This window comes from Paenibacillus sp. FSL W8-0439 (genome assembly GCF_038008995.1).
GTDB lineage: Bacteria > Bacillota > Bacilli > Paenibacillales > Paenibacillaceae > Paenibacillus > Paenibacillus polymyxa.
The window spans coordinates 3,788,848-3,809,031 of sequence record NZ_JBBPAK010000001.1 but is presented as its reverse complement, the minus strand read 5'-3'; the positions used below and the strand labels follow the sequence as shown (position 1 = coordinate 3,809,031).

16 protein-coding genes are annotated in these 20,184 nt (G+C 46.9%); all 16 read left to right on the top strand.

Going from position 1 to position 20,184, the window contains the following annotated elements:
- The first annotated feature begins 20 nt into the window (after positions 1–20).
- The 16 genes from MKX36_RS16275 (at position 21) to murG (ending at position 20,100) form a co-directional block, all read left to right on the top strand.
- The gene (locus MKX36_RS16275) at positions 21–953 is read left to right on the top strand and encodes an ABC transporter permease (protein ID WP_016821554.1); all 933 of its coding nucleotides are present in this window, start codon (positions 21–23) and stop codon (positions 951–953) included.
- Between the two features lie 4 nt (positions 954–957).
- On the top strand, positions 958–1,908 hold the full coding sequence (locus MKX36_RS16270) for an ABC transporter permease (RefSeq protein WP_016821553.1): 951 nt from the start codon (positions 958–960) through the stop codon (positions 1,906–1,908).
- Positions 1,909–1,919: 11 nt separating this feature from the next.
- Positions 1,920–2,858, top strand: a complete 939-nt coding sequence (locus tag MKX36_RS16265; RefSeq protein WP_016821552.1) for an ABC transporter ATP-binding protein — start codon at positions 1,920–1,922, stop codon at positions 2,856–2,858.
- Positions 2,859–2,980: 122 nt separating this feature from the next.
- Positions 2,981–4,612: a bacillithiol biosynthesis cysteine-adding enzyme BshC gene (bshC, locus tag MKX36_RS16260; protein WP_340865021.1), complete on the top strand. Its 1,632-nt coding sequence runs from the start codon at positions 2,981–2,983 to the stop codon at positions 4,610–4,612.
- Positions 4,613–4,655: 43 nt separating this feature from the next.
- Positions 4,656–5,921: an adenosylhomocysteinase gene (locus MKX36_RS16255; protein ID WP_340865019.1), complete on the top strand. Its 1,266-nt coding sequence runs from the start codon at positions 4,656–4,658 to the stop codon at positions 5,919–5,921.
- 329 nt (positions 5,922–6,250) lie between these two features.
- Positions 6,251–6,688 (top strand): division/cell wall cluster transcriptional repressor MraZ, encoded by a 438-nt coding sequence (gene mraZ, locus MKX36_RS16250; RefSeq protein ID WP_013311099.1) that lies wholly within the window; start codon positions 6,251–6,253, stop codon positions 6,686–6,688.
- A gap of 17 nt (positions 6,689–6,705) precedes the next feature.
- The gene (rsmH, locus tag MKX36_RS16245; protein WP_025365345.1) at positions 6,706–7,656 is read left to right on the top strand and encodes a 16S rRNA (cytosine(1402)-N(4))-methyltransferase RsmH; all 951 of its coding nucleotides are present in this window, start codon (positions 6,706–6,708) and stop codon (positions 7,654–7,656) included.
- 24 nt (positions 7,657–7,680) lie between these two features.
- Positions 7,681–8,061, top strand: a complete 381-nt coding sequence (locus MKX36_RS16240) for a hypothetical protein (RefSeq protein ID WP_340865018.1) — start codon at positions 7,681–7,683, stop codon at positions 8,059–8,061.
- Between the two features lie 60 nt (positions 8,062–8,121).
- Entirely contained in the window at positions 8,122–10,476 is a 2,355-nt protein-coding gene (locus tag MKX36_RS16235; protein WP_090889367.1) for a penicillin-binding transpeptidase domain-containing protein, read from the top strand.
- 81 nt (positions 10,477–10,557) lie between these two features.
- On the top strand, positions 10,558–12,474 hold the full coding sequence (locus tag MKX36_RS16230) for a stage V sporulation protein D (RefSeq protein ID WP_016821547.1): 1,917 nt from the start codon (positions 10,558–10,560) through the stop codon (positions 12,472–12,474).
- Between the two features lie 55 nt (positions 12,475–12,529).
- Entirely contained in the window at positions 12,530–14,017 is a 1,488-nt protein-coding gene (locus MKX36_RS16225; RefSeq protein WP_167438389.1) for a UDP-N-acetylmuramoyl-L-alanyl-D-glutamate--2,6-diaminopimelate ligase, read from the top strand.
- Positions 14,017–15,420, top strand: coding sequence for a UDP-N-acetylmuramoyl-tripeptide--D-alanyl-D-alanine ligase (locus MKX36_RS16220; protein ID WP_340866115.1), 1,404 nt, complete (start codon positions 14,017–14,019; stop codon positions 15,418–15,420). The genes MKX36_RS16225 and MKX36_RS16220 overlap by 1 nt, the downstream gene beginning before the upstream one ends.
- Positions 15,421–15,442: 22 nt before the next feature.
- Positions 15,443–16,411 (top strand): phospho-N-acetylmuramoyl-pentapeptide-transferase, encoded by a 969-nt coding sequence (gene mraY / locus MKX36_RS16215; RefSeq protein ID WP_013372092.1) that lies wholly within the window; start codon positions 15,443–15,445, stop codon positions 16,409–16,411.
- A gap of 4 nt (positions 16,412–16,415) precedes the next feature.
- Complete coding sequence (gene murD, locus MKX36_RS16210; RefSeq protein ID WP_031461776.1) at positions 16,416–17,837, top strand: UDP-N-acetylmuramoyl-L-alanine--D-glutamate ligase; 1,422 nt, start codon at positions 16,416–16,418, stop codon at positions 17,835–17,837.
- Positions 17,838–17,886: 49 nt separating this feature from the next.
- Entirely contained in the window at positions 17,887–18,984 is a 1,098-nt protein-coding gene (gene spoVE, locus MKX36_RS16205) for a stage V sporulation protein E (protein ID WP_031461775.1), read from the top strand.
- A gap of 6 nt (positions 18,985–18,990) precedes the next feature.
- Complete coding sequence (murG, locus tag MKX36_RS16200) at positions 18,991–20,100, top strand: undecaprenyldiphospho-muramoylpentapeptide beta-N-acetylglucosaminyltransferase (RefSeq protein ID WP_016821543.1); 1,110 nt, start codon at positions 18,991–18,993, stop codon at positions 20,098–20,100.
- Positions 20,101–20,184 lie beyond the last annotated feature (84 nt).

Here is a 20,184-nt window from a genome sequence, read left to right as displayed (position 1 = left end):
ATGGGGGGTGTAAACGGGCAATGACGCGTTATTTGATCAGTAAATTTTTCTATATGTTGCTGTCTTTGTTCATTCTGATCTCTGCGACGTTTTTTCTCATGAAAGCAATTCCGGGTAACCCCTTCATGAGTGAAAAAGCGACTTCTCCTGAGATTCAAGCCCGGTTAATGGAGCAATATGGGCTGGATAAGCCTGTATATGTCCAATATTTTAAATACTTAGGTGATATTGCTTCAGGTGATTTTGGTATTTCTATGAAAAAGCTGAATCAAAGTGTAACTGACATTATCGGACAAACGTTTACGGTTTCCCTCAAACTCGGTTTTGTTGCCATAATCGTGTCGATAATTGTCGGTATCTTGCTAGGAATGCTAGCAGCTTTGTATCATCGTAGGCTCATAGATAACGTCGCTATGGTATTAGCTATCATGGGGATTGCGGTTCCCAGCTTCGTTCTGGCATCGTTAATTCAATTTTTCTTTGCTCAACAGTTAGGCTGGTTTAATGTTATGGGCTTTGAAGGCCCGATGGATTACTTCTTGCCAGTTGCGGCTCTATCTGCTTCACCGATTGCGTTTATCGCTCGACTAACGCGTTCCAGCATGCTGGAAGTACTCCATGCAGATTACATTAAGACTGCCAAGGCTAAAGGTTTGAAATCCATTACAATTATGTTCAAACACGTTATACGTAATGCCATTCTTCCAGTTGTTACCTATGTAGGACCAATGACAGCCAATATTATTACGGGTTCGGTTGTTATTGAACGAATCTTCGGGATTGGCGGTATCGGTAAGGTGTTCGTAGATAGTATTACAACCCGTGATTATACGATGATTATGGGAGTTACTATTTTTTACGGTATTTTGTTGATGGTGGCACGTTTTATTACGGATATTGCATATGGATTTATTGATCCGCGGATTAAGCTTACTGGCGGGAAGGAGGGATAACTTTATGTCTGTTAAAGATAATGCTGTGAACTTGGATAAACTTCAGGTGAAACCGGAAGATTTCCAGAGGGTCGGAGCGGATGAAAAGCAGTCTGAAGTTATTCAGCGTGAAAGCTTATCCGCTTGGCGAGATGCTTGGGAGCGTCTTCGTAAAAATAAATTGGCTATGACGAGCTTAAGCGTTTTGGTTCTCATAGTGCTTGCTTCAATTATTGGTCCGATGCTGTCGCCATACGATGACCGCACGAATGATTTGTTGAGCACCAATCTTCCTCCATCGGCGGAACATTGGTTCGGAACAGATGATCTGGGGCGTGATATGTTTGTACGTACTTGGATGGGCGCTCGGATTTCATTGATTATTGGTTTGGCTGCTGCAATGATTGACTTGATGATTGGTGTGATTTATGGTGGAATTATGGGTTACTTTGGTGGCCGCGTTGATGAAATCATGAATAAATTTTCTGAAATCTTGTATTCCATTCCTTACTTGCTTGTTACAATTCTGTTGCTGGTTGTACTGGAGCCAAGTATCACCACCATTATTATTGCGCTCTGTGTAACAGGGTGGATTAACATGTCGTGGATTGTACGTGGTGAAATGCTGCAACTTAAAAACCGAGAATTCGTACTTGCTTCCCGTTCAATGGGTGCTGGTGCAGGTCGTTTGTTGTTCCGTCACTTGTTGCCTAACGCGGTAGGACCAATCATTGTCACATTGACCTTGACGGTTCCAAGTGCTATTTTCTCCGAGGCATTCCTGAGCTTCCTTGGATTAGGGGTACAGGCTCCTCAGGCATCGCTGGGTTCAATGATTGAATCAGCTCTGACAGGGTGGATGTATTACCCTTGGCGGATGCTTTTCCCAGCAGGTTTGATCAGTTTGATTATGCTTGCGTTCAACCTTTTTGGCGACGGCTTGCGTGATGCGCTTGATCCGAAGTTGAAGAAATAGGAGGTGAGATCATGGTGAGTAGCAACAATTTAATTGAAGTTGAAGGCCTTAAAAAGTATTTTAATGTTGGCAAAAACCGTGTGCTCAAAGCGGTGGATAACCTGAATTTCTATATTCGTGAGGGTGAAACGCTGGGTATGGTTGGCGAATCCGGTTGTGGTAAGTCTACAGCGGGTCGTACTATTTTGCGCTTGTATGAGCCTACAGCAGGTAGCGTACGTTTTAACGGCACAGATATTTACAAATTATCACCGGGGAAAATGAAAGCAATGCGTCGTGATATGCAGATGATCTTTCAAGATCCGTATGCATCATTGAACCCACGTTTTACCGTGTCTGATATTATTGGTGAGGCACTGGATATTCACAATATGGCAGGTAGCCGTGCAGAACGTAAGAAACGGATTGAGGAATTACTCGATCTGGTTGGTTTGAACCCTGACCATGCAACACGCTATCCGCATGAGTTTTCTGGTGGTCAACGTCAGCGGATCGGTATTGCCCGTGCATTGGCTGTTAATCCTAAGTTCATCATTTGTGATGAGCCGATTTCAGCGCTTGACGTATCTATTCAGGCTCAAGTTGTCAACCTGTTGAAAGAGCTTCAAGAACGTCTTGGTCTGACGTACCTGTTCATTGCACATGATCTGTCGATGGTCAAGCACATCAGTGATCGGGTAGCTGTAATGTATAGAGGCAGAATGGTGGAGCTTGCTGAAAGCTCTGAATTATATGCCAATCCGATTCATCCGTATACGAAAATGCTTTTGTCGGCGATTCCACTTCCTGATCCGGAAGTTGAAGCCAACAAAAAGCGAATTATTATGCCTGATGATCAAGGCGGACCGATTCATAACGCGTCCGATAATAAGGCAGGGGCTTATAATCTGGAAAATGCCACGCTTATCGAAGTGTCTAAAGGACATTTTGTAGCTGAACCTTACGCTTGATCTTGTTCTATATACCAACCGCCGAGTTATTCGGCGGTTTTTTTTGTAGGAAGCTTTGACGTGGACATGGGCTTTCGGTACAATCAAGCAGTAAGGTTTTGGTGGAGACAGGAGGCAGACCCATGAAAATAGTTCCGGAAACGCTTCGCGGAGGGTCGGCTTTGGCAGAAGACTATATACAGGGTACAGGACGCGCAAGCGATTTGTATGAATATGATATTCTGCACGCCGATGCTTATGCCCAACGGGCGAAGTGGCTGGATAAGACGGAGCATCTGCGATTAAACCGTAAGGATGTCGTAGCATGTCTTCGTATATACAATGAGCAACACAATTCGCATGAGGCGGTTCATACTTCATTGGACCGTTTGGAAAGCCCAGATGCTTTAGTAGTAGTTGGCGGACAGCAAAGTGGACTGTTCACAGGCCCGATGCTGGTCATTTATAAAGCCGCTACGATTATTAAAGCAGCTAGAGAAGCTGAAGAACGGCTTGGACGTCCGGTTATTCCAATTTTCTGGATTGCTGGTGAAGATCATGACTGGGACGAGGTCAATCATACATACGTAATGGCAAAAGACCCGCAAGCAGTTAAAATCAAGCTGAATAAGCAGCCTGAACGTCGTTCTTCAGTTAGTGCTATTAAAGTCGATACGGTTGAGTGGAAGCAAGCTATGGCGGATATAGAGCAATGCTTGCCAGATTCAGAACATAAGACCGATATTATGCACATGATTGAGCAGGGTTTGACAGAGTCATATGGACTAAGTGATGCCTTTGCCAAGCTGATGGGTCGTTTGTTTGGTACCTATGGATTGGTGCTCATGGATTCTGCAGATCCTTTGCTGCGCAAGCTAGAGACATCCGTTTTTAGACAGTTGGTTCAGCACAATGATGAGTTGGAGACAGCGTATAGGACAACCGCTACGCGGATCGTGGACTATGGTTATCATTTACAAGCGGATGTGCATGAAGGTGGTGCGAACCTTTTTTACATTCATGAAGAGGAACGCCTGCTGCTTTTTAAAAAAGCTGGATTATTCACAGATCGACGCGGTTTAGTGGCGTTTACAGCGGATGAACTGCTTGAAGAGATAGATAGACACCCCGAACGTTTTAGTAACAATGTACTAACCCGTCCTCTCATGCAGGATTCACTGTTCCCCGTACTGGCATCTGTGCTGGGTCTAGGAGAAATTGCCTACTGGGCAATTACGCGGGACGCTTTCGAAGTGCTCGGGATGCAGATGCCAATACTGCTGCCGCGTATGTCTTTTACATTGATGGAGCCAGGTGTGGAGAAGCATATGCTTAAGTACGAGCTAACTTTTGGTCAAGTTAGAGACGGGCTTGAGGAACGGAAAAAGCAATGGATTGCCACTCAAGATCAGCTTGGAATGCAGGATCAGTTTTCCGAGGCTAAGGATGCTTTTGTCCGCATGTATAAACCGCTTATACAGCAGACAGGGATGATAGAGAAAGGTTTACTACAGCTCGGAGAAACCAACTGCGAGAAAATTCTGGGGCAGATTGCCTATCTGGAGGCAAAGGTGGAGGAAGCGCTGCTTCGGCAAAATGGAACAGCACTTCGCCACTGGGATCATATCGAATGGTCGCTTTTCCCATTTGGACAGCCGCAGGAGCGTGCATATACGATCTATCATTTTCTGAATCGTTATGGTCTCGACCTGATGAATATGATTATGAACGTACCATTGGATTTGTCGGGAACGCATCGTGTGATTTATGTATAATGATCATAAACGAATTTAACTAATATTTAGGAGGAAATAACATATGACTTCCCATTCCCTGCAAAATAGCATTATTCACGATCTTAACTTGGCCCCTGAAGGTCATTTGAAAATTGATTGGGTAGAAGCCCATATGCCGGTATTGAACCGTATACGTCAACAATTCGAGCAAGAGCAGCCTTTTGCTGGTCTGAAGGTAACGATTTGTTTACATCTGGAGGCCAAAACGGCTTACCTGGCTAAAGTGGTACAAGCAGGTGGAGCACAGGTCACCATTACGGGTAGTAATCCTTTGTCGACACAAGATGATGTTTGCGCCGCATTAGTAGAAGATGGCGTTACGGTATTAGCTAAATACAATCCAGCTCCAGAGGAATTCAAGGATTTGCAAATCAAGGCTCTGGAAACTAAGCCAGATCTCATTATAGATGACGGTGGTGACCTGGTTACTCTGTTGCAATCTGAACGGCCTGATCTGATTTCTACGATCCGTGGAGGAGCAGAGGAGACCACTACAGGGATTATTCGTTTGAAGGCCTTGGAAAAAGAAGGGCAGCTTCACTTTCCGATGGTAGCTGTAAATGATGCTTACTGTAAATATTTGTTCGACAATCGCTATGGTACAGGCCAGTCAGCTTTCGACGGTATTATTCGTACGACTAATCTGGTTGTGGCAGGAAGTACAGTGGTTGTGGTGGGTTATGGATGGTGTGGCAAGGGGGTTGCAATGCGTGCGAAAGGGCTGGGAGCCAACGTGGTTGTAACGGAAGTTGATCCAATCAAGGCTGTAGAAGCCCATATGGATGGTTTTCATGTATTGCCAATGGTGGAAGCTGCCAAACTGGGCGACTTCTTCATTACAGTAACTGGAAATAAAGCTGTAATTACAGGGGAACACTTTGATGTTATGAAGGATGGAGCTGTGCTGTGTAACGCAGGGCATTTTGATGTGGAGTTTAGCAAGCCTGAGCTCGCTAAACGCTCCGAATCCATTCGCACAGTGCGTCGCAATATCGAAGAATACCGCTTTAAAGATGGACGTAAAATGTATTTGCTCGCAGAAGGGCGCCTCGTGAATCTAGCTGCCGCTGACGGTCATCCAGCAGAGATTATGGATACGACATTTGCTCTTCAGGCACTTGGCTTGAAATATGTGAATGATCGTTACAACGAGCTGGGTAAAGCTGTGATTAATGTACCTTATGAAATTGATGAGCAAGTGGCTCGATTCAAGCTTGATAGTCTGGGAATTAAGATTGATACATTAACTGAAGACCAAAAGGTCTATCTGGACAGCTGGAACGCCTAATCTATTTTCGGTCACGATGTCCGCTGCAGAAATGTTGCATTTTTAAGCAAGTACTTGTATAGGTTGACATGATGGATAGAGAATAAGCCCTTTATTCCGTGTTGTTTCGAAACCTGATGCATATTGTCGGGGGTTCGACTTCATGGGATAAGGGGCTTTTTGGCATCTTATGACGCGGGGCAACAATAACAGACATTATGCCCGAATTCTAGGTTTATCACTTTTTCGTAATGAAAAAGAGGTCTTTGATTTTTTAAAGCGAATCTATTATGCTTAGGTGGTGGAAAGTGGGCCAAAGTGGGAGAATGGGGTAAGGGGTGACGAAACCAATGTTTATGGGGGAGTTCCAACATAGCATTGATGAGAAGGGTCGGCTTACTGTCCCGGCCAAGTTTCGTGAACTTCTCGGTGCCTCGTTCGTGGTTACCCGCGGGCTGGACCAATGCCTCTTCGTGTATCCTATGGATGAGTGGGCTGTCATGGAGAAAAAACTTAAAGCACTGCCTTTGATGAAGGCTGATGCGCGTGCGTTTACCCGGTTTTTTTTCTCGGGAGCGACTGAATGCGAATTGGACAAACAGGGCAGGGTAAATTTACCGGGGAATTTGTGCGAATACGCCAAGCTTACAAAAGAGTGCGTCGTATTGGGAGTGTCCACCCGGGTAGAGATTTGGAGTAAGCACACTTGGGAGCAATATTTCAACCAATCAGAAGAAGCATTTAACGACATTGCTGAGAAATTGGTTGATTTCAACTTTGAATTGTAATTTAGGAGGTCAGCCGTTTGTTTCACCACATTACCGTACTCAAGGAAGAAGCAACACAGGCACTAAACATCAGGCAGGACGGGATTTATGTGGACTGCACGTTGGGAGGGGCAGGACACAGTTCCGTCATTGCATCACAGCTTGGCCCTGAGGGGAGGCTTATTGCCTTTGATCAGGACGACTGGGCATTGAACAATGCACGAGAGAAGCTGTCAGCCTATGAAGGAAAGATTTCATTAGTGAAATCCAACTTCCGCCACTTGCAGGACAAGCTGGCCGAACTGGGATTGCCCGAAAAAGACGGCGTCCCGCAGGTCCAGGGTATTTTGTTCGACCTGGGTGTATCCTCGCCCCAGTTCGATGAGGGGGAGCGGGGATTCAGTTACAATCATGATGCACCGCTAGATATGCGGATGGATCAGAGCAGTTCGCTTACGGCATATGAAATTGTTAATGAATGGCCGGAAGCGGAGATTGCGCGTATCCTGTTTCAATATGGAGAAGAGAAGTTCTCCAGGCGGATCGCGAAGATCATGGTTGAACGTAGAATGAACAAGCCTATTCACACAACGGGGGAACTTGTCGATATTATCAAAGAAGGAATTCCGGCTGCGGCACGCAGAACCGGGGGACATCCGGCTAAACGCAGTTTTCAGGCTTTGCGGATTGCTGTGAATGATGAGTTGGGTGCACTGGAAGATACTTTGCATCAGGCAGTAAGATGTCTGGCTCCAGGGGGCAGAATTTCGGTTATTACGTTTCATTCCTTGGAGGATCGGATATGCAAGCATATTTTCAAGGAGTATTTGGCGAAAAGCATCTATCCGTCTGACTTGCCGATTCTGGATGACAAAATGGTAGGCGATCTAAAGCTGGTGAATCGTAAGCCGATTGTGGCATCAGAAGAAGAGTTAGAGCTTAATCCACGATCCCGGTCAGCCAAGCTGAGAGTTGCCGAAAAATTGTAAATTTAATGGAGAAGGAGAGGCGACATGGCTTATACACGCGGTAATTTGGCTGTAAAAGAAAGAGCCCGTCAGGAACAGGTTCAGCAACAACGGTATCGTGAGACCACTAAAGTCGTTACACGCCGCAGAGAGCTGCCGATTCGAGAAAAGCTGCTGTATCTATTGACACTTGTAGCATGCATTGTCATTGCGGGGACGTTGACTGGCAGATATGCGCACATTTATCAAATTAATTATGCGATTAATACAGCCAGCAAGGACATTTCCAAATTACAGACCAATATCGCCCAATTGAAGATTCAGAAGGAACGTCTGGAGAATCAGATTGTGCCTACTGCAAAGGAACAGGGATATATCGAACCAACAAGAGAGCCCATTCGTGTGGAAAAGCAGGCTGCCAAATAGTTAAGAGCATAGCATCAAGCTATGCTCTGACGTATATTTTTTTGCAGAGAGGTTTGAGCTATGGTCAAAAGAATAAAGCTTCGCACACTGCTGATAGGGGGATGTATTACCCTCTTTTTTCTTGTTCTGCTACTTAAAGTATTTTGGATTCAAGTTGTGAGTGGGGAATACTGGCATAATCAGGTAGTTGCACAGATAGAAAGAGACCAGGTGATTCAGCCCAAGCGTGGAACTATAATGGACCGTAAAGGGAATGTACTAGCTACGGATGCACCGGCTTACACGGTGGTTGTCAACCCTAGCATCATTCAGGAGTATGATCTGGAGAATGAGGTTGTAGCCAAGCTGCATCAGCTTCTCAAAACGCCTGAGGATGAACTGAGAAGACATCTATCTGCAAAGGATAAAAAGGGTAACTATTTAAAAAACCGTGAGATTCGTAATGGAGGCTGGAAGGTAGACCCTGAGGTGAAGGCACAGGTGGATACATTCAAAGAGTATTTGAAGGATAAGTATGAGGTAGTTGGAGCTGTGGACACTGTTCAGGAATCCAAACGCTATTATCCAGAAAATAAGCTGGCTTCTCATGTCCTTGGCTATTTGCGAAAAGATGGTACAGCAGGTATGGGGTTGGAAGCTTATTACAATAAAGAGCTCTCCGGCACGGCTGGAAAGCTTCTATATCAGCGGGACCGAAAGGGAGTTCCTCTTCAGGGATCGGAAAGTGTCTATGAGCCGGCACAAAATGGTAAAAATTTAAAGCTGACGATTGATGATACGATTCAGTATTATATAGAGGATGCCATGCAGGAAGCTATCGCAAAGTATAATCCCAAAACGATGACTGTCGTAGCAGCTGATCCCAAAACGATGGATGTTCTCGGTTTGGCGACTTATCCGAATTTTAATCCCAATACATATGGGAGTACTCCTTTGGAAAATTTCCGTAATAATGCTACTCAGTCTATCTACGAACCAGGCTCCACGTTTAAGATAGTAACCTTGGCTGCTGCGGTTCAAGAAAAGGTATTTAATCCGAATGAGACCTACCAATCTGGTATGATTCGTGTCGGAGGCTGGGATATTCGTGACGTAAGCCGTAGCTGGGGAACATTAACCTATCTTCAAGGGGTCAAGCGTTCAAGTAACGTCGGTTTTGTCCATTTGGGGCTGGATAAGCTGGGTGGCGAGAGGCTGAAGAAGTATATCAATAACTTTGGGTTTGGTGTCAAAACAGGCATTGATCTTCCGAGTGAGTCTACCGGTGCTATCACATTCCATACCCAGTACAAATCCGAAGTCGCAACGGCTTCATATGGACACGGACGGGTTCAGGTAACGCCAATTCAGCAGGTGGCAGCGATCTCGGCGATTGCTAACGGTGGGAAGTTGATGCAGCCTCATCTGGTGAAGGAAATTATAAACCCAGATACAGGCGAAGTGCAGACGATTCAACCGAAGGAAGTCCGCCAAGTGATTACTCAGGAATCTGCAACTCAGACAAGCAGCTATCTGGAGCAGGTCGTGTCTGACCAGGAAATTGGTACGGGACGTCTAGCTTACATCGACGGATATCGTGTTGCTGGTAAAACAGGGACAGCGACGAAAGTCGTTGGAAAAGTATACGATCATTCGAAGGATGTCGTGTCATTTATTGGTTTTGCACCAGTAAATGATCCGAAAATAGCTGTCTTGGTAGTTATGGATGAACCTAACAAATCGGTAGGCGGCGGTACAGCAGCAGCACCTGTGTTTAAAAAAATCGTGTCCCAATCGCTGCAATATATGGGGGTTCCCAAAACGGGAACCAAAACGAATAAATCAGGTGGGGCTGCAGCGAAAACGGTGAATTTGCCAACGGTACCACAATTAACAGGCCAAGTGAAGAAGGATGCGCAAAACGCATTGCTCAAACAGGGGATTGCTTACGAAACGGTAGGTAAAGGCTCCAAAATTGTTCGTCAGTATCCTGAAGCAGGCGTCAAAATGAAACCGGGACAGCGCATCTATTTGCTGACTGAGGATAGTGCCAACATGACGATTCCCGATTTTACAGGTGTCTCGTTGCGTGACACACTTCAAGTTCTGACGCTTATGAAGGTTGGTGTTCAGGTAAGCGGGGAAGGGTATGTTGTCTCTCAAAAGGCACAAATGGTAAATGGCAAGCGGGTCGTCAGTGTGACGCTTCAGCCGGCCAAAGAAACAGTGACCGGAGTGAAGCCGGAGGAAACACAGGACTCGACTACTGGAGTTGCAGCTAACGAGACAGGCAATGCAACGAAAACGGAAGCCGATACTAAAACCAAAGCCGATACTACTGCGAATACTGAAACAAATGCGGGAACTCCAAAGGGAGGAATATCTGCTGTAGCAGATGAGAAAAGTGCTGCCGCGATTAAAGGCGAAGATAACTGATAGCTTGTTCTAATGTCCGTTCTTTTGAATATTCATGAGGTAAGACATGTCATGAGTATTTGAGGAACGGAGGGGGCGCGTTTGAAAAAATCTAACGTGACCATGCGGCGTAGGCTGGTATGGGGGCTACTGGGATTGTTTGTACTGTTTGCGGCCTTGTCGATCCGGCTCGCCTATGTTCAATTGGGTAAAGGAGGCGAGCTCTCAGCCAAGGCTGAGGATTCGTGGCGCCGCAATATTCCTTTTGCCGCCAAGCGTGGCGAAATTTTGGATCGACAGGGTACTGCGCTGACCTATAATGTCAGTTCGCCGACTGTCATGGCGATACCAGTACAGATTAAGGAGCCGGAAGAAACGGCTCGCAGGCTGGCGCCGTTGCTAGATATGAGTGAGGATAAAGTGCTCAAGCTGATTACCAAACGAACAGCAAGCCAAAAACTTCAGCCCGGTGGACGAAAAATTACGATGGAGAAAGCCCAGAAAATTCGTGATTTGAAGCTGCCGGGTATCGTTGTTGCTGAAGACAACAAACGTTATTATCCTTATGGTGATCTCGCGGCTCATATTCTTGGATTTACCGGAATTGATAATCAAGGGCTGACAGGCGTAGAGAAGCAGCAAAACAGTAAGCTTCGGGGAATCGATGGAAGCATCGCGTATTTATCAGACGCAGGTGGCCGTCTGATGCCTGGTTCTTCTGAAAAGTACATTGAACCGAAGGATGGACTAAATTTACAATTAACCATTGATAAATCGGTGCAATCCATTATGGAACGAGAGCTTGACCAAGCCATGGTCAAATTTCAGGCGAAGTCCGCGTTGTCTATTGCAATGAACCCCAAAACGGGTGAAATATTAGGCATGGCTGGACGGCCAAGCTATGAGCCAGCGCTTTACAAGCAATATGCGCCTGAAATTTATAATCGCAATCTGCCGATTTGGATGACATATGAACCTGGGTCTACTTTTAAAATTATTACACTTGCCGCTGCCTTGGAAGAAAAGAAGGTCAATCTCAAAAATGACCGTTTCTTTGATCCGGGATATATTGAAGTTGGTGGAGCACGTCTGCGTTGTTGGAAAAAAGGCGGGCATGGCAGCCAAACCTTTCTTCAAGTGGTGGAAAATTCATGCAATCCCGGTTTTGTAACATTGGGACAACGTCTGGGCAAAGAAACACTGTTCAAGTACATTCGCAATTTCGGCTTTGGCAGCAAAACAGGAATTGACATGATTGGTGAGGGCAATGGCATTTTGTTCAAGCTACCTCAGGTCGGACCTGTAGAGCTGGCTACTACGGCCTTTGGTCAAGGGGTATCTGTCACTCCGATTCAGCAGGTTACGGCTGTATCGGCAGCAATCAATGGTGGCAATCTTTATAAGCCTCACATTACAAAAGGCTGGATTCAGCCCGGAACTGGAAAGGTTCTCGAAAAAGTGGAGCCGGAACTGGTACGTAGAGTTGTTTCAGAGGATACCTCTCGACAGGTAAGGGAAGCGCTGGAAAGTGTCGTCGCTAAAGGTACAGGTCGCCCTGCCTTTATTGAGGGTTACCGGGTTGGAGGTAAAACGGGGACAGCACAAAAGGTAATTAACGGACGTTATTCTTCCTCGGAGCATATTGTATCCTTTATTGGTTTTGCTCCGGCGGATGATCCGCAAATCGTTGTCTATACTGCTGTCGATAATCCGAAAGGGATTCAATTCGGCGGTGTGGTTGCTGCTCCAATCGTGCAAAATATTTTAAAGGATGCACTGATTGCCTTGAAAATACCACCTCGTACCAATCAAATTGCCAAAGAGTACAAGTATGGCGAAAATCCGATTGAAACGGTACCTGATCTGGTAGGTGCCACTGCAGCTGATTTATATGAAGATATGAATATGAACTTTATGCTCGTGAAATCTGGGTCAGGCAAGACGGTCGTAAGTCAGGCACCGAAGCCAGGCTCTCGATTGGAACGAGGATCAACGATCCGTATATATATGGGGGATTGATAGGTTCTTTTTATACCATACTATGAATAACGAGAGAGCAATGGAGGAATGTAAGATGCAGCTTCAACAATTGGCTTCACTGCTGGCCGTTTCCCGAGTGGTGGGTGACGGTACAGTGGATTGCCGAGGAATCGGGGCGGATTCACGTCGTGTCCAGCCAGGAGACTTATTTCTATGCTTGCCTGGTTTTACAGTGGACGGACATGATTATGCTGGGCAGGCCGTTGCGTCTGGGGCGGCGGCTTTGGTCGTAGAGAGAGAACTGGATGTGCCTGTCCCGCAGCTTGTCGTTAAGGATGCGCGACATGCCATGGCGGTTTTGGCGGATTATATGTTTGATTCGCCAAGCCGCCGTATGCGTATGATCGGCATAACCGGAACGAACGGGAAAACAACGATAACATACCTGATTGAAAAAATTATGAAGGACGCCGGGGTGAACACCGGGCTGATTGGTACCATCCAAATGCGTTACAATGGCCAGTCTTATCCTATGTCCGGCACTACGCCTGAAGCAGTAGAACTGCAACGTTATCTCGGGAATATGGCAGAGCAAGGGGTTCAATGCTGTGTCATGGAGGTATCCTCACATGCTTTGGAGCAGGGCCGTGTCAAAGGAACAGATTTTCGTACCGCTATATTTACAAACCTAACGCAGGACCATTTGGACTATCACAACACGATGGAGGAGTACCGCGCTGCCAAGGGACTTTTATTTTCCAGATTGGGAAATGCCTTCTCGCGTGATGCATCCAATAGTAAATATGCTGTTCTGAATGCAGACGATCCGGCCTCTTCCTATTTGCAGGCTCAAACTGCGGCCCAAGTGATTACCTACGGCGTGGAAAAGGATTCGGATGTGCAAGCGTCTCGTATCACTATAAGTGCCAAGGGAACCTCCTTCCATGTCTCCACTTTTAAAGGAGATACCGATATTGAGCTTCGGATGGTAGGCAAGTTTAATGTGTACAACGCACTAGCAGCCATTTCAGCTGCTCTGCTGGAAGGAATCTCGTTGGTGGATATCAAGCGGAGTCTGGAATCCATCGCAGGCGTAGATGGGCGCGTAGAGCCTGTTGATGCGGGTCAACCCTTTGCTGTAATCGTTGATTATGCCCATACGCCAGACGGATTGGAAAATGTCCTTCGTACCGTAAAGGAATTTGCGATTGGTAAAGTATGGTGTGTATTTGGATGCGGCGGAGATCGGGATCGTACGAAACGTCCGTTGATGGGGAAAATTGCTGCACGATACAGCGATCATTCGTTTATTACTTCCGACAACCCGCGAACAGAAGACCCGATATTGATTTTGAAAGACATCGAACAAGGGTTGATTGATGAAGGTGTGCCTGCCGAACGTTACGAACTGATCGTGGATCGCAGAACTGCAATTCATAAAGCTGTTGAAATGGCAAGCCCTGACGATGTAGTATTGATTGCGGGAAAAGGTCACGAGACTTACCAGTTAATCGGAAAAACGGTGCATGAATTCGATGATCGCATCGTAGCCAAAGAAGCGATAAGGGGTTTATCCAAGTGATGAAAAGAACAATCGGTCAGATTGCATCCATGTGTGGAGGAACACTTCACGCAGAGGCGGACGCTGAACGGATGGTTGAGGGCGTTTTTACAGACTCACGCAGGCCGCAGAGTCTGGGACTGTTCGTTCCACTCGCGGGTGAACGATTTGATGGACATCATTATGTTCAGCAGATCGTAAGCGAGGGAGGGGCAACAGCATATTTATGGCAAAAGGATCATGGAACACCTCCGTCCGTAAATGCTATTGAGGTCGAGGATACGTTAGAAGCCCTTCAGCATCTAGCGGCCGCATACTTGCGCGAAACTGACGTTTCTGTCGTCGGAATCACGGGAAGCAACGGTAAGACGACGACGAAAGATATTGTAAATGCTCTATTGGGCACGACTTTTAAAGTACACAAAACCGAAGGAAATTATAACAATCATATCGGGTTGCCTTTAACAGTACTGTCCATGCCGCAGGATACAGATATCCTGATTCTGGAGATGGGCATGAGTGGACGCGGGGAAATCCGTCTGTTGGCTAATATTGCCCAACCAGATGTAGCTGTCATAACTAACATTGGCGAATCGCATTTACTTCAGCTTGGTTCTCGCGCTGAAATTGCTCGTGCAAAGCTGGAAATTGCAAGTGGGATTAAACCTGGTGGATTGCTTATTTATAATGGGGATGAACCACTACTACCACAAGTGTTGGCAGAACCTGAAACGGTCAAGCCTGAAGGATTAAAATTATTCACGTTCGGGTTAGCTGCGGACAATGATGATTATCCAATTGAAATCACTTCGGATGAAGAAGGTAGCTCATTCATAACAGCCCAATCCGGCCAAGAGGCTTTCCGGCTTCCCTTGCTCGGACAGCACAATGTTGTAAACGGATTGGCAGCGCTGGCGGTAGCACGTCATTTCAATGTGGATGCAGACCATATACGTAAAGGATTGTCGTCTTTAAAGCTGACGGGCATGCGCATTGAGGTCGTGAAGTGTTCGGATGGACTTACCGTGCTAAATGACGCTTACAATGCCAGTCCTGCTTCAATGAAGGCTGCTATTCAGACGTTGTCTGCATATCAAACGGGTGGACGTAAAATTGCCGTGCTTGGGGATATGCTGGAGCTGGGCGCTGAGGAAAAGCAATTTCATGAGGAAATTGGGCGTTTTGCTGCAAAGCATAACATAGAGGCACTGTTTACCTATGGTGCGTTAGGCGCTTCGATTGCGCAGGGTGCGCAAGGAACAATGCCAACTGCTAACGTACACGCTTATACTGATAAGCAAAAGCTGATCCAGCATTTGAGGTCTTATCTCCATGCCGATGATATTGTGCTGGTTAAGGCATCCAGAGGGATGCGATTAGAAGAAATTGTGGATGCGCTGAAAAACGGTCCGCTACAGAACTGATGTTGACGAGAGGGAGACTCCCATGGATATTCAATTATTGCTGCTGACGATCGTCGTATCGTTTATACTGGCGGTCATTGCCGCTCCACTGCTCATTCCGCTGCTGCGGCGAATGAAATTCGGCCAGCAGGTCCGGGATGACGGGCCACAAAGCCATCTTAAAAAGATTGGTACGCCTACAATGGGCGGTATCGTAATCTTGCTGGCTTTTACGCTGACCTTTCTTAAGTTTTCAGCTATCAAAAATACGGACTTTTACGTTCTACTGGTTGCTACGCTCGGTTTTGGGCTGATCGGCTTTTTGGACGACTATATTAAAATCGTATTCAAACGCTCGCTCGGTCTGACGGCGCGTCAAAAGCTGTTCGGGCAGTTATTGTTTGGCGCGATTATGTGCTGGCTTCTGATTAGCAATGATCACAGCACGGCGATCGGTATCCCAGGCACCTCATGGTCATTTGATTGGGGCGGCTGGTTCTATTATCCGTTCATTATTATCATGATGTTGGCGATCAGCAACGCTGTCAATTTTACAGATGGGCTGGACGGGCTGCTGTCCGGTACAAGTGCGATTGCATTTGCTGCTTATGCCATTGTGGCGATTCAAGCAACCTCGCTTCCGGCTGCCGTTTGCGCAGCGGCCATGATTGGTGCTGTACTTGGTTTTCTCGTATATAATGCTCATCCTGCCAAGGTATTTATGGGAGACACAGGCTCGCTGGGAATCGGCGGAGCCATTGGTGCCATTGCCATTGTTACGAAAAGCGAAATTTTGTTTCTCATCATCGGTGGTGTATTCGTGATTGAAATGCTGTCCGTGGTCTTGCAGGTAGCTTCCTTTAAAACCCGTGGCAAGCGTATTTTCAAAATGAGCCCGATTCATCATCATTTCGAGCTGTCCGGCTGGTCCGAATGGCGCGTAGTTATCACATTCTGGGCTGTAGGACTGCTGTTGGCAGGACTCGGACTTTATCTCAACAAGGGGTTGTAGACAAATGAATCATCCAGACGCATACCGAGATCAGGAAGTCGTCATTATCGGTCTGGCCAAAAGCGGCGTACAAGTGGCCAAGGTGCTACATCAGGCCGGGGCAAAGCTCACAGTCAATGATAAAAAAGATAGGGAACAATGTCCCGAAGCTTCTGAATTAGAGGCTTTGGGAATTTCCGTTTTATGCGGGGGTCACCCGGAAGGACTGATTCATCCTGGAGTGAAACTGGTTGTCAAAAATCCAGGAATTCCTTACGCGGCCCCTCCCGTACAGAAAGCTGTCGAGCTCGGCATTGAGGTCGTGACCGAGGTTGAGGTCGCCTACCATCTATGTAAAGCTCCGATTATCGGAATTACTGGCTCCAACGGAAAGACGACCACGACCACTTGGGTGGGCAAGTTGTTGGAGGCATCCGGCATGAATCCGATCGTGGCTGGTAATATCGGTACGCCGTTATGCGAGGCGGCTGTGGACGCCAAGTCGGACGAGTGGATGGTTGTGGAGCTGAGCAGCTTTCAGTTAAAAGGAACAAAGGATTTCAAGCCCGCTGTAGCCTGCTTGCTCAATGTAGCTGAGACCCATTTGGACTACCACGGAGGCATGGAGGACTATGTTGCATCCAAGGCACGTCTATTTGCCAATCAAACAGCGTCGGATACCGCGGTGGTGAACTGGGATGATCCCGTCTGCCGGGAGCTTGTGCCCTATATTCAAGCGAAGCTGCTTCCTTTCTCAATGACGGAACGTTTGCAGGAAGGGGTGTTCGCTGACCCGCCATACATACCGGATGTAACGGATGATATTGAAAGAAACATCGTATACCGTGATGGAAATGGGGTACTGCAACCCATTATAGGCGTGACCGATATTGGGCTTCCAGGTCGTTTTAACGTAGAAAATGCTCTAGCTGCTTGCGCAATCGCCATAGCCGCAGGCGCAGAACCAGCAAAATTGGTGGAACCATTAAGCTCTTTTCGCGGTGTAGAACATCGGCTTGAATATGTTTTAGAACACGGTGGAGTAGCTTATTACAACAATTCCAAAGCAACCAACTCCAAAGCGACCATGATGGCCTTATCTTCCTTTAAGCAACCCATCGTACTCATTGCCGGAGGATTGGATCGTGGCTCTGATTATGCGGAGCTTGTACCGTCCTTGCAGGATGGTGTGAAAGCCGTTGTGCTCTTGGGTGAGACACGGCATAAGCTGGCAGATCGGGCTCGTCAGGCTGGAATAGAGCATGTCAAGGTCGTCGATAATGGGGAGGATGCCGCCGCTACGCTCGTGGAGGCTGTAAACAAGGCAGCTGAATTTGCTGAGACGGGAGATGTGGTATTACTCTCACCCGCCTGTGCAAGTTGGGATATGTTCCAATCCTATGAAGAGCGTGGACGTATTTTTAAAGAGGCGGCGCATAAATTGTAAGTAGGGGGGTTGGATAAGCCCCTACTTTTATGCAAGGGGTGGCCTCCTGATGAAGCAATCTCGTCCGGCGCCAGATATATGGCTTTTCGTCTGTATTGTAAGCTTGTTAGCCATCGGCATGGTTATGGTATACAGCGCGGGCGCCGTCCTCGCTTTTCACGAGTACGGGGACTCCTACTATTTTGTTAAACGACAATTGCTGTTTGCGGGGCTCGGCCTTGTAGCCATGTACTTTACGGCCAGAACGGACTATCGGATTTGGCGGAAATATGCCAAGGTCGTATTGTTGATCTGTCTGGCTCTACTGGTTGCCGTTTTAATTCCTGGCATTGGTGTAGTAAGAGGAGGAGCACGAAGCTGGCTCGGTATTAGCTCTTTTGGCATTCAGCCTTCCGAGTTTATGAAGCTGGGCATGATTCTTTTTCTCTCTCAATGGCTCAGTCGTCCTGACTATGATATTAGCTCTTTTACGCGCGGGCTGTTGCCTCCGCTTGGGCTCATGGGACTGGCCTTTGGGCTCATCATGCTCCAGCCCGATTTGGGCACAGGCACGGTAATGATGGGAGCATCCATGCTGATCGTATTTACGGCAGGCGCGCGTATGAAGCATCTTGGTCTACTGGCCTTGTCGGGGGCAGCGGGGTTTGCTGCACTCATTGCGGCTGCTCCCTATCGACTCCAGCGTATTACCGCGTTTCTGGACCCATGGTCTGATCCGCTTGGTGCGGGTTATCAAATTATTCAATCGCTATATGCGATTGGTCCTGGCGGATTGGCGGGCTTGGGGCTTGGCATGAGTCGGCAAAAATATAGCTACGTTCCTGAGCCACAGACGGACTTTATCTTCTCTATACTGGCGGAGGAGCTTGGTTTTATCGGTGGAATGACGGTACTGGGGCTTTTTTTGGTCCTTGTTTGGAGAGGGATGCGTGTCGCTATTACCATCCCGGATACCTATGGCAGTTTGCTTGCAGTCGGTATTGTCGGAATGGTGGCGGTACAGGTCGTTATTAATATTGGTGTTGTTATCGGTTTAATGCCAGTGACAGGAATAACACTGCCCTTAATCAGCTATGGAGGTTCTTCACTGACCTTAATGTTAACTGCTCTGGGTATTTTATTAAATTTATCACGTTATGCGAGGTGAACGTTTATGCGCGTCGTGTTGAGCGGCGGCGGTACTGGAGGACATATATATCCAGCACTGGCCGTAGCCAGACAGTGCGAAGAAATAGATCCGGACGCTGAATTTTTATACATTGGCGGTCAACGAGGACTTGAAAGTAAATTGGTTCCTCAGGAAAAAATTCCATTTGAGGCTATTGATATTACAGGATTTCGTCGCAGCTTGTCTGTGGAAAATATAAAGACGATCATGCGCTTTTTCAAAGGAGTTCGTAGGTCCAAAGCATTATTAAAGAAATTTAAGCCAGATATCGTTATTGGCACTGGAGGATATGTATGCGGCCCTGTCGTTTATGCAGCTTCCAAGTTGGGAATCCCCAGCATTATTCATGAACAAAATGCAATTCCTGGATTGACCAATGCATTTCTGAGTCGCTATGTGGATACAGTGGCTGTTAGCTTTGAAGGCTCGGAAGGAGCTTTTCCCAAAGCTAAAAATGTACTATACACTGGGAACCCGCGTGCTACAACAGTTCGTCTGGCTAACCGGGATCGGGGATTTGCAACTATAGGGGTTCCTATGAACAGCTCTGTGGTCCTGGTGGTTGGCGGCAGCAGAGGGGCAAAGGCCATTAACGATGCCATGATTGCAATGGTTCCGCAACTTTCGCAACTGAAAGACGTCCATTTTGTATATGTAACCGGCGAATCTTATTATGAGCAAACGCTGGACAGCATACGAAATCAGATCGGCTCATTGCCCAATCATCTACATGTGCTTCCCTATATTCACAATATGCCTGAGGTGCTGGCTTGTACCTCTTTAATTGTTAATCGTGCAGGTGCGTCCTTCTTGGCAGAGATTACATCGCTCGGCATTCCGTCCATTCTGATTCCATCACCGAATGTGACGAATAACCATCAGGAGGCTAATGCTCGTACACTTGAAAAGGCAGGGGCTTCTGTCATGATCACAGAAAAGGAATTAAGTGGCCCGGCTCTGTTTCAATCTATAGCAGAAATTATGAAGGATGAGGCAAGGCGGAGCCAAATGGCGGAGCTGGCATCTGCGCTTGGCAAGCCTGACTCAGCAGATATTTTAGTAAAAGAAATGGAGCGTCTTGCCCATAATAGGTAGTCCGCAGCGCAGATTTGGGCGGTTGTCACACACTGGACGGTATTTACATAGGATACCCTATAGATTGTGACCATCACCCAGGCT